General features: G+C 44.8%; 13 protein-coding genes. 5 read left to right on the top strand and 8 right to left on the bottom strand.

Going from position 1 to position 15631, the window contains the following annotated elements; translation table 11 throughout:
- Positions 1-51: 51 nt before the first annotated feature.
- The 5 genes from moaA to NFI81_RS23280 are packed head-to-tail and all read right to left on the bottom strand — an operon-like array spanning position 52 to position 3931.
- Positions 52-1044, bottom strand: a complete 993-nt coding sequence (moaA, locus tag NFI81_RS23300) for a GTP 3',8-cyclase MoaA (RefSeq protein ID WP_234615884.1) — start codon at positions 1042-1044, stop codon at positions 52-54.
- A 10-nt stretch (positions 1045-1054) separates the two neighbouring features.
- A complete protein-coding gene (gene moaCB / locus NFI81_RS23295; RefSeq protein ID WP_234615883.1) occupies positions 1055-1963 on the bottom strand; it encodes a bifunctional molybdenum cofactor biosynthesis protein MoaC/MoaB in 909 nt (302 codons plus the stop codon).
- Positions 1964-1966: 3 nt separating this feature from the next.
- Positions 1967-2416, bottom strand: a complete 450-nt coding sequence (locus tag NFI81_RS23290) for a molybdenum cofactor biosynthesis protein MoaE (protein ID WP_234615882.1) — start codon at positions 2414-2416, stop codon at positions 1967-1969.
- A gap of 34 nt (positions 2417-2450) precedes the next feature.
- Positions 2451-2690, bottom strand: a complete 240-nt coding sequence (locus tag NFI81_RS23285) for a MoaD/ThiS family protein (protein WP_234615881.1) — start codon at positions 2688-2690, stop codon at positions 2451-2453.
- A 50-nt stretch (positions 2691-2740) separates the two neighbouring features.
- Complete coding sequence (locus tag NFI81_RS23280) at positions 2741-3931, bottom strand: molybdopterin molybdotransferase MoeA (RefSeq protein WP_234615880.1); 1191 nt, start codon at positions 3929-3931, stop codon at positions 2741-2743.
- A 456-nt stretch (positions 3932-4387) separates the two neighbouring features.
- Here NFI81_RS23280 and NFI81_RS23275 point away from each other — a divergent pair, with 456 nt between their 5' ends.
- Positions 4388-5230 carry a lytic transglycosylase domain-containing protein gene (locus NFI81_RS23275; RefSeq protein ID WP_234615879.1) on the top strand — a complete coding sequence of 281 codons (843 nt, stop codon included), beginning with the start codon at positions 4388-4390 and terminating at the stop codon, positions 5228-5230.
- A gap of 131 nt (positions 5231-5361) precedes the next feature.
- Positions 5362-5805, top strand: coding sequence for a peptidylprolyl isomerase (locus NFI81_RS23270; protein WP_234615878.1), 444 nt, complete (start codon positions 5362-5364; stop codon positions 5803-5805).
- A gap of 69 nt (positions 5806-5874) precedes the next feature.
- On the opposite strand, the gene NFI81_RS23265 is transcribed toward NFI81_RS23270, so the two are convergent.
- The 3 genes from NFI81_RS23265 to purH form a co-directional block, all read right to left on the bottom strand.
- On the bottom strand, positions 5875-7494 hold the full coding sequence (locus NFI81_RS23265; protein ID WP_234615877.1) for a sodium:solute symporter family transporter: 1620 nt from the start codon (positions 7492-7494) through the stop codon (positions 5875-5877).
- 160 nt (positions 7495-7654) lie between these two features.
- The gene (locus NFI81_RS23260; protein WP_234615876.1) at positions 7655-8530 is read right to left on the bottom strand and encodes a hypothetical protein; all 876 of its coding nucleotides are present in this window, start codon (positions 8528-8530) and stop codon (positions 7655-7657) included.
- A 207-nt stretch (positions 8531-8737) separates the two neighbouring features.
- Positions 8738-10273, bottom strand: a complete 1536-nt coding sequence (purH, locus tag NFI81_RS23255) for a bifunctional phosphoribosylaminoimidazolecarboxamide formyltransferase/IMP cyclohydrolase (protein WP_234615875.1) — start codon at positions 10271-10273, stop codon at positions 8738-8740.
- Positions 10274-10410: 137 nt separating this feature from the next.
- Here purH and NFI81_RS23250 point away from each other — a divergent pair, with 137 nt between their 5' ends.
- The 3 genes from NFI81_RS23250 (at position 10411) to NFI81_RS23240 (ending at position 15617) form a co-directional block, all read left to right on the top strand.
- A complete protein-coding gene (locus tag NFI81_RS23250; RefSeq protein ID WP_234615874.1) occupies positions 10411-11199 on the top strand; it encodes an SDR family oxidoreductase in 789 nt (262 codons plus the stop codon).
- Positions 11200-11661: 462 nt separating this feature from the next.
- Positions 11662-14403, top strand: coding sequence for a TIM-barrel domain-containing protein (locus tag NFI81_RS23245; RefSeq protein WP_234615873.1), 2742 nt, complete (start codon positions 11662-11664; stop codon positions 14401-14403).
- 2 nt (positions 14404-14405) lie between these two features.
- Positions 14406-15617, top strand: a complete 1212-nt coding sequence (locus NFI81_RS23240; RefSeq protein ID WP_234615872.1) for a DUF4249 domain-containing protein — start codon at positions 14406-14408, stop codon at positions 15615-15617.
- The last annotated feature ends 14 nt before the right edge of the window (positions 15618-15631 follow it).

Raw genomic sequence — 15631 nt, 5'->3', positions numbered from 1 at the left:
GTGACGTTTACATCACTAACTTTAACAGCAAACATTAAGCTCAAACGAAAGTCACCCCCCAATAGCAATCATATTCCGGTTCTGCTCGTAGTCTGATTTGGCGTGTTTCTCTGTAAAGTCTGCGTGGCCGCCGTGGGCGAAGTGTTTTTTGTGGAAATGCGCGTAAATAAGCGTGCGGACGTCCTGGCCTGCACGTAAGGGCGTTAACAGATCTACCTCGGAAGTGTCGAAGAGGCAGTTTTTGAGCTTTCCGTCAGCAGTGAGCCTGATGCGGTTGCAACCCGAGCAGAATGGGTGCGTTACTGTTCCGATGATCCCAAAAGTCCCGGCACCGCCCGTTACCTGAAAACGATGCGCGGTGTCTTGTAATTCACCGGTTAGTTGTTGAAAATCGAACTCATTATTGATTTCCGAGAGTAAATCGTTGTAGGAAACAATTTTGGACATATCCCACTGATTGCCCTTAAATGGCATAAATTCAATGAAACGGACATGCAGATTGGGTTGTTCCAAAGTCATCCTCACGAAGTCATTGACTTCATCTTCATTGATGCCCTTCATAACCACCATGTTGATCTTAACAACAAATCCCTCAGCAAGAAGCAATCTGATATTATGAAGCGTTTTCGTGAAATGATCGCGTTTGGTAACCGCTATAAAACGGTCTTCCCGCAATGTATCCAGACTGACATTCAATGAATTGACACCTGCGTCTCTCAGGTTGCCAATAAACTGGTCAATGAAAACAGCATTGGTCGTTAATGTAAGTGAGGTTGGCAACTTTCCGAGATCTGAAACAATTTGGCCAACGTCTTTCCTGATTAACGGTTCCCCGCCCGTCAACCGGATTTTATCCACACCCATTCCAACAAAAATCTCAGCAAGTGCCTTGATTTCATCGGCCTGCATGAGCCATTTGGAAGGCATAAACTGCATGTCCTCCTTAGGCATACAATAGGTGCAGCGCAGATTGCACTTATCCGTCAGCGAAATCCGCAGATAAGTGTGCTTGCGACCGAATGTATCAACAATGGGTAAGGACATTATTTAGATTTTAATCGTGCTTTTTGCCTTCTATAACACTGAAAACGTGCAGCACCTGAGGGAACAACGCATCCATATATTCTGTAACTCCGCCTGTGCTTCCCGGCATTGTAATCACCAGTGTTTCACCAATCAAGCCTCCGACAGACCGCGATAACATGGCAGTCGGCATGCGGTCCTGACCGTAATTCCTCGCCGCTTCAGCAATTCCCGGAATTTCTTTCTCAATTAATTCCGACACTGCCTCCGGTGTAACATCCCGGTGAGACAACCCGGTTCCGCCCGTGACCAAAATAAGCTGATAATCTGCGTTACAAAGGCTTTTGATTTTTTCCTGAATGCTGTTTTTATCGTCAGGAATAATGCTGTAATCGCTGGCAGTCAGTTTTAATGATTCCAGTTTTTCAATAATTTTCTTCCCCGATCTATCTTCACCCATTCCTTTTGAGATACTGTCGGAACAGACAATCACAGCAGTTTTTAGATTTTCAGGAATAGCTTTCCTGTCGCTTTTTCCGCCTTTTTTCTCCAACAACCGGATATTCCTGATCTCAACGCCCTTATCGATGGGTTTGAGCATATCATACATGGTAAGCGCGACCACAGATGCACCGTGCATGGCTTCAACTTCCACACCAGTTTTATATATGGTCTTAACTGTCAGCTCAATGATGATCGTCAAATCCACGATCCGGTAATTTACGCCAGTATATTCCACAGGAATCGGATGACAATCGGGCAGCAGGTCGGGAGTCTTTTTTACGGCCAGGAAGCCAGCAGCTTTTGCCATTTCAAAAACGTCCCCTTTTGGAACGGCCCTTTCCCGGATTGCTGTAATTGTTTCAGCCTTACTTACCTGCACAACTGCCTGGGCGGTTGCAATGCGTAATGTGTTGCTTTTATGGGTGATGTCTACCACAATCTATTTATTTTCTTTCCAAACGTACGCTCCACCCGCTCCTACCAGCTCTTTTCCGAAGATCGGGACATTTGCTTTGATTTCCTCTACAATGTATTCAGACGCTTCAAACGCGGCGCGGCGATGCGGTGAAGAAACAAAAACGAACAGACTGATCTCGCCTGTTGGAACAACGCCCAAGCTGTGGTAAATGTGCATGCAAGTAAGTTCAAACTTTGAAAAAGCGGCTTCCCTGATCTCATGAAATGCTTTTTCGGCCATTTCTTCGTAAGCTGAATATTCAATTCCGGTCACAACGCCGTCTGCTTTTTTGTCTGCACGGATCTGGCCCAGAAAGATGGCGTGCGCACCAATCTCCGTTTTTGACTGGTGGGATGCGATCGATTTTGAAACAAAATCAGGGCTTATGGGCCCCTGTACAAATACTTTTTTATGCTTATGCACTTTTTCCATGATGGTGGTTCTTCTGTTTGGCTAATGCTGGTGGTCACCCGCCGGCAAATGGCGGCAGTAATGCTATTTCCGATGCGTTATCAATAGAAACGTAATCCTGTGCGATTTTTTGATCCACTGCAATCTTGAATTTTTTTTCGCGCATAGCCGGATATCGCTCCATGATCTGGTTGCGGAAATCCCCAACTGTAAGATGCGGATCGGCGATCCAAATTTCGTTAGCCTGGCCAGTAATTTCCGCCAGCATTCCATAATACATGATTTGAATGCTCATTTCCTATTTTTGTCAATTCTTTGGCTTAACAATTTTTGCGGGAATCTGATTCAGAAAGGAAGCAAATGAACTTCAACCAGATCACCTTCCTTCACGCTGTTTTGCTCAACAGGCAAATAAATGATCGCGTTTGCAATTGCAAAAGAACGCAATGCAAATGATTCCTGGCCATCCAACGGGGTAACTTCACCATTCACGATCAGTCCTTTGAGAAATTCGTCGCGCTCACCATGAAAGGAATAGGCAAGTTTCGCGGGCATTTTCAGCGTTGTTAAAAACGGATCTTTCCGGCCCGACAGGATCCTCAACGCAGGCAGCACATATTCATAATAGCACACCAGCGAAGAAGCAGGGTTTCCTGGCAATGCAAAGAACAACTTATCACGTCGCTTAGCAAATAATAATGGTTTACCGGGCTTCTGACGCACCTTATAGAATATTGTTTCAGCACCTACTGCTTCTACTGCTTTCCCCACAAAATCATAGTCTCCCACCGAAATCCCTCCCGAAGCCAGCACGACGTCATTGTTTTCTGCTAACTCATGCAACCCGTTTATCGTCGATTCCAGGTCATCTTCTGCATATTTTATTTCAAGATCTGCAATTCCTTCCTTTTGCAATGCGGCTGCAAGCATAGCAGAATTTGATTCAAAAATTTTTCCATGAACAATTGAATCTCCTTTATGCAGCAATTCATCTCCTGTTATGAGCAGGCCAACTTTGGGTTTTTTGTGAACGCTGGCTTCCCATATATTCATTCCCTGTAAAAACCCTATGCTCCCAGGCGACAGAAAAGTGCCTTTCTCCAATGCGATAGCGCCTTTCTGGATTTGCTGGCCAATGTTCCTTACATTTTTACCTGCCTGAACAGGGAACTCGTGAATGGTGATAGTTCCGTTTTCCGATGACGTATTTTCCTGCATCACAACCGCTGTGGCCCCTTCGGGAACGGGCGCCCCCGTGAAAATCCGCATTGCACTGCCGGAAATCAATGTTTGTGTATTGGTTTGTCCTGCTTTTGATTCCCCCGAGAGTTTGAGGATGGTATCTTTTTCCGAAATATCCGTGTCAACAACTGCATATCCATCCATGGACGATTGCCTGAATGATGGCAAAGACATGGGCGCCAAAATATCATCGGCTAAAACATGTCCCAAAGCATCACGGACATCCACTGACTGAGCGGACAAAGCCTTCACATTGGCAATAATCTTTTGTTTAGCCTCGTTTACCGTCACCATATCTTCAAAAAAATGCGAAATGCAAGTTAATATATCCCTGATTCCAAAGCCTGAAAATAAATTTTTTAATGTAGCCAAACTTCTCAAATACAAACAAATGGGGCCAAATCCGCATTTTTAGACGTGTTTCATCACATAATTGCTTGGTATTCAGCTATACAAATGCAACTATTACAATTAATTCTATTTTAATTTCTATAAAATAGGAAGATTGACGTTTTGTGATTATTGGAATCTGCCAATTTAAATTCCTCAAATCACGCTATACGCAAAGCAAACGCAGGAAATGAACAAAATAGTCCAAACGACATGGTCTTGAATTAATACTACACGACGGTTGTATAACGTGCTATGAATCAAACTTTTAGCTTAAAATGAAATATTATTAGTTCAAATACCGTTATCTTTGCTCCTCGGCTTGACGCCTTTTACTATGTTCCACGAAATGAAAAATGAATGATTAAACTTATCTTTATGGCCCTCTCAATCGCAATAATGGGTAATGAACCAATGAGCGAGGTGGGGGTGGAAAAGAAGGAACTGAAAGAGACAACAATTATAAATTCAGATCTTCTTGCTATTGACTTTTGTGGCGAGGCCATTCCATTAACAGAGCTTCGAATCGCTGAGCGATATCAAAACATGATCAGAAATTACGACAACCCCACTTTTCGTAAGCTGATGACAAAGACCCAAAAAAGAATCAAGATTATAGAACCGATTCTTAAAAAGTACGGAGTACCAGCCGATTTTAAATATCTTCCATTAATAGAGAGCGCAATGACTAACGATGCAAAATCGCATAGAGGCGCGGGAGGCTACTGGCAACTGATGCCTGCAACAGCAAAATCTCTAGGGCTGGTTATCAATGAAACCAGGGACGACCGCAAACATCTCGTCAAATCAACGCATGCGGCAGGGAAATATCTCCGCAATCTTTATCGTCAACTTGGTTCATGGACACTTGTAGCGGCTGCTTATAACGCAGGACCGACGCACATTCAGAATAAACTGGATGCACAGAACAAGGACGATTATTTTAAGCTGCGTTTAAACTCAGAAACTACACGTTACATTTATAAAATCCTGGCAGTCAAAGAATGGTTCAACAACCCCGAAAGAAGCAAAGAATGGGGAAGCGGAGAAGTAGTTGAACGTTTGGAAGATTTCAAGGTAGAGCAGAAAAAAGCTGAACTGCAATCGCAAAAAGCCGAATTAGAATCGGAAAAGGCTGCATTGCTGGAAAAAGAAGAGTTGCAACTTGTAAGTGAGTCTGGCAAGCTAGTCGCCGGCTCTTGATTCAATCATTTTATTTGGTATAAAATTGAAGAAAAGGATACATTATCCTTTTCTTTGTGTTGTTATGAGGAGCCAGCTGAACTGGCCTGAAAACAACTTTAATTTTTATTCAAATTCTCTATTAAATTAATATGACAAAAGCAGAAATGATCACGGACAAAGGTACCATGCTGATCGAATTCTACGATGAGGATGCTCCCGGAACGGTGAAAAACTTTGTTGATCTTTCAAAAAAAGGATTTTACGACGGACTGATCTTTCACAGGGTTATACCGGATTTTATGGTTCAGGGTGGAGATCCAACCGGAACAGGTCGCGGCGGCCCAGGTTATAAAATTGATTGCGAATTAAGCGGTGGCAACCAATATCACGATCGTGGTGTACTGTCGATGGCACATGCTGGTCGTAACACAGGCGGATCGCAGTTTTTTATCTGCCATAGCCGCACAAACACCGCGCATTTGGACGGAAACCATACTTGTTTCGGTAAAGTCGTAGAAGGCGTTGATACTGTTGACCTGCTTCGCCAGGGTGACAAGATTCAGAAAATTACTATTATCGAAGAACAAGCTTAATACGCTGCCCGTCTTCAAAAGCAAAAAGGCTTGGATCGCTCCAAGCCTTTTCTTTTTGCCCAATGCCTCTTACCAGAAGTGAGCGTATAAGAATGTGATTAAGCATATCACGACAACGGCGCCAACGATAAAGCTGCGGTGCGGGATGAACATTGACGAATCGATGGCCAGGCCTTTCTTTTCATCAGGCATTACCAGTCCTAAAATCACCATAACCACAACACATATCAGGAATACAAGACCCATACGGTCGAGGAAGGGAACCTGCGTCCAGTCGGCGAATGGGAAGTAATTGTTGTGCATGGCCAATGCGATAAGGAAACCCCCTACAATCGCAAATAATGCTCCTGCGGAGTTGGTGCGCTTCCAGAAAAAGCCCATGATAAACGAGGCAAAAATACCCGGAGAAAGCAACCCGGTCATTTCCTGAATGAATTGAAAACCTCCCTTTTTGTCAATGCCCATGTAAGGGGAAACGACAATTGCGAGGATCATAGAAACTACAACAACGATACGGCCAATGCGTACGAGCGTTTTTTCATCCGCGTTTTTACCAATGTAATTTTTGAAAATATCTAGTGTGAAAATCGTTGAAATACTGTTTGCTTTACCAGCCAGAGAAGCTACAACCGCGGCTGTTAATGCTGCGAAAGAAAGTCCTTTCAAACCAGCTGGAAGCAAATTAAGCAGCACCGGATAAGCTTTATCAGCATTTATCTGACCATCGGCATCAAGCATTTCTGCCTGAAACAGACCTTTGCTATACAATGCGTAAGCCGCGATACCTGGCAAAACCACGATAACAGGCATTAAGAGTTTCAAAAACGCTGCGAAAAGAATACCATTCCGGGCAGTTTTCAGGTCGGCGCCCAAAGCCCGCTGGGTGATATATTGGTTACAGCCCCAATAATTCAGGTTCACAATCCACATCCCGCCAAGAAGCACCGCCAGTCCCGGCAACTGCATGTAGAATGGACTTGTCTTGGGGAAGATCATGTGGAAGTGGTCATCATGATTTTCACGCATCATTTTAATCCCGGTCATAACACCATCAATTCCAGCCTCTCCGGAAACCAGGTTTACAGCCAGATAAGTGGTTGCTAATCCGCCAATTACAAGGAAAAATACCTGAATTACATCGGTGTAACCAATTACTTTCATCCCGCCAACCGTAATAATGATCGCGAAGACAGCCAGTGCAATCATACAAAATTGAAAATCCAGCCCTGAAATCCCCGAAACAGCCAGCGCGCCCAGATACAGGATAGATGTAAGGTTAACCAGAATGTACAACGCCAGCCAGAAAACGGCCATAATTAAGCTCACGGTCGGATTGTAACGCTGACTCAGAAACTGAGGCATTGTATAAATCTTGTTTTTGAGATAAATAGGCATAAAAAAAACGGCTACAATCACGAGTGTTGCGGCCGCCATCCATTCATATGTTGAAATACCTAAACCCATTGAAAACCCGTTTCCGGACATTCCGATGAACTGCTCAGCAGAAATGTTGGAAGCGATCAATGATGCCCCAATGGCCCACCAGGTGAGCGAACCTTCTGCCAGAAAGAAATCCTTGGTTGACTCTACTTTTGACCTTTTCCGTTGATAAATCCAATAACCGTAACCGGAGACGACAATGAAATAGAAGAAGAAAACAATATAATCCAGGCTTTGTAATTGTTGCATTTCAAATAATAAAATAGATGAATGTATGAGGCTGATTAGTTTAAATCGAAAGGTACATTATTTTCAGAAAATAGTGCAAAATGAAAATGGACATAAAAATATTTATCCTGTTTTCAATTGTGTTCATAAATATAGTTACAAGTGTTAAATCGACATATATTTATTCCAATATTTTCTTTGAGTCCTGAAATCTGAGCGGATTGGTGGGGAGTTTCTTAAACCAGTAAGCGCGTCGCTTCTCCTCGGCATTCCGATACGCTTCTTCAAAACTTTTGCCGCGCTCCAAATCGCTGATCAATCGCTGCAAACCGTCTTTTTCTGAAATGATCAGCCAATAGGAAACTTCCAGTCCGGCCGACATATAAGCGAGCATAACCTGTTTTTGATTGTTATTGAAAAACCCTTTTATGGAAGCAATGTCCCTGAGTTCCAGGATCTGCTGCCCGCCACCCGTATAGTAAAGCCATTCGTCCATATAATCGAAATAGCGGCTAATTTTATCGGGATTATTAACGAAACGCCTGTCGAGCATGAGGGCAATGCCTTCGTTGAACCATTGCGGAATTTCAGTGGCGATGGTCCACCAACCCAGCCGTTCGAGCAGTTCGGTATGGCTCATTTCGTGGCTGATCACGTCCACATTCATTCCCTGGGTGTTCAAAATCACGAAAGAGTTGCCCCAGGGCGTTCCCAGGCTGCACCCCGCGCCTTCGGTGCTGCTGCAATATTTTTGGTACTGCTGCGGATTGCTGCAAACGATAATGACCGGTTTGGATTTTTTCCCCGCAAAGAATGAATCAACCCGGGCCTCGGAGCGGCCAATGATCGATTTCAGCTTCTTGTAACGAACGGGTTTAATCTCCGGGCTGAAATAAATTTGGCCTTTCTCTGATCGGAACCCTGAAAAACGGATCAGTTCACAATAAAAAATCTGAGGGTAGAGGAAGAAAAGGCTGGCAGTAATGACTGCTAATCCGGTTATCAATAACTTTCCCAGTCTGATGTAACGATGCTGGGATGATTGACCGGTTTTCAAAACAGATTGTGTTGAGGTTTGTAGAGCAATGAAGCTTATTCTCTTGTCAAGTTCACCGGAAGTGGAGAGCTAACCTCCTCTGTCACGCTGAGCGTAGTCGAAGCGCGCTACTCCTTGGTAACGCGCTTCGACTACGCTCAGCGTGACAGAGGAGGTTAACGCCTCTACGGTTCAGGCTGACAAAGCAAATAGCTTCCTAGCCAGCTCTTAATGCTTAAAATGACGAATGCCAGTCGTAACCATTGCTACGCCGTTCGCATTGCAATAATCCGTCGAATCTTTATCCCGAATTGAACCGCCTGGCTGGACAACGGCTGTAATCCCAGCTAAATGCGCAATTTCCACGCAGTCGGCGAATGGGAAGAATGCGTCGGAGGCCATTACAGCGCCATTTAGGTCGAAGCCGAATGCATTGGCTTTGTCAATCGCCTGGCGTAATGCGTCTACGCGGGAAGTTTGGCCGGTTCCGCTGGCTAGCAGTTGGTTTTCTTTTGCCAGAACAATTGTATTGGACTTCGTATGCTTGCAAACTTTCAGTGCAAATTCAAGTGCGGTAAGCTCATTCGCCGTGGGTGCCTTCTCAGTTACCGTCGTAAATTGTGCCTGAACCTCGGTGGAAAGATCCTTATCCTGCACCAAAACCCCATTCAAAATGGTTTTGAACATGATCTGTGGCAGATCAACCGCATTGCGTTTCAGCAAAATCCTGTTTTTCCTTGATTTTAAAAGTTGCAGAGCATCCTCGTCATATTCAGGAGCGATCAGGATCTCCATGAACAGTTTATTCAACTCCTCAGCCGTAGTCAAATCCACTTTTGAATTGGTAATCACCACACCACCAAAAGCAGAAACCGGATCACAGGCTAATGCATTGTCATAGGCCTCTTTCGCCGTTGCCGCAGTGGCTATTCCGCAGGCATTCGTATGTTTTATAATGGCAAAAGTCGGGGCTGCGCCAGCGAATTCGTCAATCAAATTCACACATGCATCCACGTCAACCAAATTGTTGTAAGACAATTCCTTACCATGCAATTTATCAAAAATCCCTTCCAGATCGCCGTAATAAGTGGCATTCTGGTGCGGATTTTCACCGTAACGCAATGTTTGAGAAGCCAGGCTTGTGAAGTCAAAAAGTTCTTTGTCTGTTTTTTCTTTATCAGCTGTAAAAAAGCGATTGATGGCTCCGTCGTAATGCGAAGACACAGCAAAAGCCTGACCAGCATAGTAACGACGATCTTCAATGTCCGTCGCGCCCGCTTTGGCAGTCAGCAATTCCACCACCTCCGCATATTGGCTACGCGAAGAAACGATCAATGTATCTTTGAAATTTTTAGCAGTAGCACGGATCAGCGAAATGCCTCCAATGTCTATTTTCTCAATAATGTCCTCTTCTCCGGCACCCGAAGCAACGGTTTCTTCAAAAGGATAAAGATCCACAACCACCAGGTCAATGGCAGGAATGTTATATTGCTGCGCCTGTGCCACATCACCGGCATCATCGCGACGGTATAAAATGCCGCCCATAATTGCAGGGTGCAAAGTTTTTACTCTTCCGCCAAAAATTGAAGGGTAACCCGTCAGTTCTTCCGCAGCTGTGACGGGAATATTTAAGTTTTCAATGAAAGTTTGAGTGCCTCCGGTGGAGTAGAGTTTGACACCATTGTTGTGCAACAGGCGAACCAAAGGTTCAAGTCCATCCTTATAGTATACAGATATAAGAGCGGATTGGATTTTTTTCGACATTGTGGGATGTTAGACTAATGATTTCTCTGACTGAAAAATAAACCGCAAAGATAGCCGAAAAAAGTACGAAGTTTGAAGTGGAAACTGCTAAAATCGAAGGTATAACTCACGAATTACAAGCATTAAAATCAAAAGTAATGAATCTTGATCTGACTGGAAAAACAGCATTGGTTTGTGGAAGCACGCAGGGAATTGGCCTCGCATCGGCCATTGAACTGGCATTATTAGGCGCAAATGTGACATTAGTAGCGCGTAATGAGGATAAATTAAGAGAAGTCGTAGATACGCTCGATACATCGGCCGGACAGCTGCACCGCTATGTCGTAGCCGATTTTGCTGACCACGAAAATGTTAAAGATGCCATTGAGAATTACCTGCGCCTCGTGCCCGATGTGCACATTCTCATCAACAACACAGGCGGCCCGTCCGGCGGCCCGATCATTGACGCAGACACCGACCAGTTTCTAAAAACTTTCCAAATGCACGTCATTAACAACCAGTTCCTAGCGCAAGCAGTTGTTCCTTCCATGAAAAGAGCTGGTTATGGCCGGATTGTCAACATTATCAGCACTTCCGTGAAACAGCCGATTGTCGGCCTGGGTGTTTCCAACACCATTCGTGGCGCCGTTGCAAGTTGGTCCAAGACAATGTCGCTGGAATTAGGTCAATTCGGCATCACTTCCAACAACGTTTTGCCTGGCTACACCGTTACTTCCCGTTTGGATGCTGTTTTGGATATGCGGAGCAAAAATGCCGGCAAGTCGAAGGAGGAAGTTGCCCGGGAAATGCAAGCCGCCATTCCCATTCGCAGGTTCAGTGAGGCGCAGGAAGTGGCTGCGGCTGTTGCTTTTTTATGCACTCCGGCGGCTGCCAGCATTAGCGGAATCAACTTGCCCGTTGACGGCGGCAGAACAGAGAGCTTGTAGTACTAATTTTATAAATAGTTAAGTAAATCTGCGTTTACTTTGATACATTTGGATGTACCTCCAAATGTATCAAACCTCACCAATGCGCCTCTATCGATCTACATTTACCTTAATTGCCGTTTTGGCGCTTTCCATTTCTTGCAATAAAAAGGATGAAGCAGTTAAGCCTGGTGAAAATTGCCGGTTCTTGGGCAGATCATATAATTGGGAACGGAAGAGCGTTTATCAAACTTCGATTGATACAGCATTCAGCCCAATGTTTGGACTTATCATGCGAACGGCTTACCAGCCACCTCAACGATTGTAACAGGAACAGATAATGACAAATCAACCTGGATCACAAAATTCAATTACGAAAACTGCAATTAAATCCACTCCCAAATAATTAAACAATAGCCAGGAAAATTTGATTTATTTAACTTAATTTAGGATTGTGCGCTGGGTACGGTCGTTTTTAAGTTTATGATATACAAATACTTCCTGGCTTTGCTTTTTGTGGTTGTTGGCAAACTGTCTTTTGGGCAGGGTGCGGGAAATTATGTAAGCTTTGAAAAGGGGAAAGGAAGCATTATCATCCAGGGGACCAGAGGAGCGCTTCTTATTCAAGCATTCAGCCCGGAAATATTTAAGATCCAATTACTTCCATCGAAAAATGCGCCTGCGCTCGATAGTTCTTTCTCCGTAATCCTTCCACCTTCAAGCGCTGCTCAAAACATTGTCGAGACCAATAATAACATTGAAATACGCTCCGAAAAGTGCACGCTGGTCATCGATAAATTCCCGTTGAATGTTGCCTTGAAGTCGGGTAAGGACATCAAAATCAAGGAAACAAGGGGTTTTGTGCAAACGAAGGATTCCGTTAGTTTCTTGTTCAACATTAATCCAAAAGACGTTTTTCACGGTGCAGGCGGCCGACCATTCGGCCCGGACCTTGGCAGGAAAGCTTTTGACTTTTATAACTCATGGGAATACGAATATTTTGACCAGGCAACAGGTTTATCCCAAAGCCTGAATGTTCCTTTCATCGTTTCTTCTCACAAATATGGGCTGCTCTTTGATAGCGACAAACCGGGTTCCATGCGCATGTATGTGGGCGCAGTGGATTCGACATTGCTGCGTGTGGAGTCGGCTAGCACCGGGAAGTGGGCTTATTATCTGATCCATGGCAACAACAATGATGAAATTCTTGCCAATTATACGCTCCTGACGGGTCGGCAGCCGCTCCCGCCGCGCTGGGCTTTCGGTTACATTCAGTCAAAATCGGGTTACAACAATGCGAGTGAAGCGACGGTGGCAATTACCAAGCTCCAAGATCAGGGGTTTCCGGTGGATGCACTGGCTCTGGACCAGCATTGGTATGGCGATCAAAATGCGCGCGGTAACATGGATTGGGATGCAAAAAACTGGCCCAATGCGGCTGGAATGGTGAAAAGCCTGAATGCAAAGGGTGTCAAAACCATTCTTGTCACGGATCCTTACATTAGCACGAAGTCAACCAACTACAAATCTGCCGAAACACAATCCCTTTTTGCAAAAAAACCCAATGGCACCGAAACTTACACGCAGGATGTAGGCACTGCTACGGCCGGGTTGCTCGATATTTTTAAACCCGCTGCCCAAACCTGGCTTTGGGAAAAACAAAAAAAAATGGCCGTTCAGGGCATTGCCGGCTGGTGGAGCGAGAAAACAGAGCCGGACCCGCACCCGACAGATGCCGTGCATGAGCTGGGCAATGCCTTTCAAATCCACAATCTATATGCTCTTTTTTGGTCCAAAACCTTTTACAATAATTTTACAAAAGACTTTCCTGAGAAGCGTATTTTCCACATGACACGGTCTGGCTGGGCCGGTTCGCAGCGATATGGCGCTTTACCCTGGAGTGGCGATGTTAGCCGTTATTGGGCTGGGTTGAAGCTGCAAATTCCAATCATTTTGCAGGCTGGCATGTCCGGGCTTGGCTACATGCATTCGGATGTCGGTGGGGCCATTACAATGTCCGACAAGGTAGATAAGGACGAAGAGCTGGATCTGCGCTGGTTTCAATTCGGCACATTCACCCCGATTTTGAGAAACGCCGGCCAGCGTGACAATATAGAACCATTTAACCTCAGCGAGCCGTTTTATAGCGCGGTCAAAAAGTACGCGACAGTCCGTTACCAGCTGCTTCCTTACATTTATTCGTTAGCCTGGAAAAACAGCGTTTCAGGACGGCCTATTTGTTTGCCGATGGATTATTTCAACAATGACCGGGCACTTGGGAATCTCGGTGACCAGTATTTTTTTGGAGAAAATTTACTAATTGCCCCGGTTCTTCTGCATGGAATGCCTTTACGGAAAGTGGTTTTGCCGCAAGGGAAATGGTTTAATTTTTGGAATAATGAGGTTTACAATGGCAACGCGAACATTTTCCCAAAACTTACCGTTGATCACATTCCCGTCTACGCCAAAGGCGGCAGCTTCATTCCCCTATCCACTTCAACCACGAAAAAGTCGACCGACAACTATAATTCTGACAGCCTTACTGTGAAATTCTACCAGGACATTTCAGTTCCGGCATCCTCATTCACGATGTTCCATGATGACGGCCTTGATCCGAATTCTTTGGCAAAATCAAAATATGAACTCATTGATTTTGTAGGGAAAGTTTCCAATGACCAGGTGAATGTCACAATTCAGCGAACCAAAAGCTTTGATAAATCACTTGATAAAAGGCATTTAACATTTGAAATAAAAAACTTCACAACCAATCCTACTGCCGTCACACTCAACGGCCAAAGTTTCCCGGTTGTTTATCTTAGCGCCGAATTCAAGAACAACACAGCTTATTACGACTTGCTAGGCAAGCAGCTCAACGTGCAGTTTGACTGGGATTGCAATACAACGGCCAACATTTCGGTCACGCGCGCCGGTCTCGAAGTCATCACCGGATCGGAGCCGAATGTTAATGATCATGTGCTGACCGTCTTCCCAAATCCTTCCAGGTCACCTGTTTCAGTAAAAGTAACTGTTCCGGAAACAGGCTTTTATGAGTTGGAAGTCTATAATGTCGTTGGAAATGCAGTCTATAACAAAGCATTAGGACAGCATAGCAAAGGAAAAGTGTTGCATTTGAACTTGGATTTGGGCGTTTCCAGCGGTGCATATCTGGTCAGGTTACGAAACGGTCAGGGGCAGTTTTTTACAAAGAAAATAGTTATTCAATAGCCATGAATTACAGGCTTTCATTCTTGCTAACATTACTCATAACCAGCATTACAGCCTGTGTGGAGCCTTATAGTGTCAACTTTGAGAGTGCCAAAGAATATATTGTGGTGGATGGGGTGATCACGGATCTGGATGGACCTCAGTTTATAACACTGTCCAAAACCAATCCCGAAGCAACCAACGAAAGCTCAGAGTTTACGCAAACGATCTGGACAAAGGGCCTTTCCACATTGCCGCTGGAAAAAGCAACGGCAAAGATCATTGTAAACGGCTCGCAAACGCTTAACGTGACGGAAGTTGAGCCGGGCATCTATCAATTGCCTGCGAACTTTAAGGGAAAAGTTGGTGACGCTTATGAGCTGGAATTTTTGACAGAAAATGGCAAACATTACAAATCTTCCTCCGAGATTATGCCGCCGGTTTCCGCCGTAAAACGCGCTTACGACGTCTTCAATCCAAAAGGAATCCCAAGACTCTCCGAATATTATGGTGAATTCACGCCCAGCAACGACATTTACCTGGATTTTGACGACCCAGCCGGTGAAAAGAATTTTTACCGCTGGCAATGGACGCTTTGGGAATTACAAAAAACCTGCACAACCTGTAATCAGGGGAAATATTATCTTTTTGATGCTGAGAACGGCGTCGATGGCGACTGCTTTAAGGATCTTACATTGAAATACAACAACATTTACGATTACACCTGCGAAGACCTTTGCTGGGATATTTTTTACAGCAAAGACATCACGATTTTCTCGGACATTTACACCAACGGACAAGGGCAAAAAGACAAGCTCGTTGCGCAAATCCCACTTTTACAATCCAATCCTTGCCTGGTAAGCTTGCAGCAAAATTCGCTCACTCCCAATGCTTATCGCTTTTTGAAACTCATCCAGGACCAGGCGAATAACTCCGGAACGCTGGCCGACACGCCGCCAGCACCGATTCAGGGCAATGTTACCAACCAAAAAGACAAAAACGAGCTCATTATCGGGTTCTTTACGGCTTCGTCCGTTTCAGAATACAGAACCATGCTCTGGCGGAAAAATATCAAGAATGCAGCGGTTCTAAACCAACTTTTCAAAACCATTCACAACCGCGACCCGATCTTGGAAGAACGCTCTGCCGGGCGGCCTTACATTCCGCTGGCCATTTGCAAAAAGAGCAGATCCCGCTCGCCGTTTTTACCAAAAGACTGGAAATGGACGCAATAGGTGCAAATAAAGCC

Source organism: Dyadobacter fanqingshengii, from assembly GCF_023822005.2.
In the GTDB taxonomy this organism is placed as follows: domain Bacteria; phylum Bacteroidota; class Bacteroidia; order Cytophagales; family Spirosomataceae; genus Dyadobacter; species Dyadobacter fanqingshengii.
Note: the sequence above shows the minus strand (reverse complement) of the source record. Positions and strands in the feature narration are given on the sequence as shown.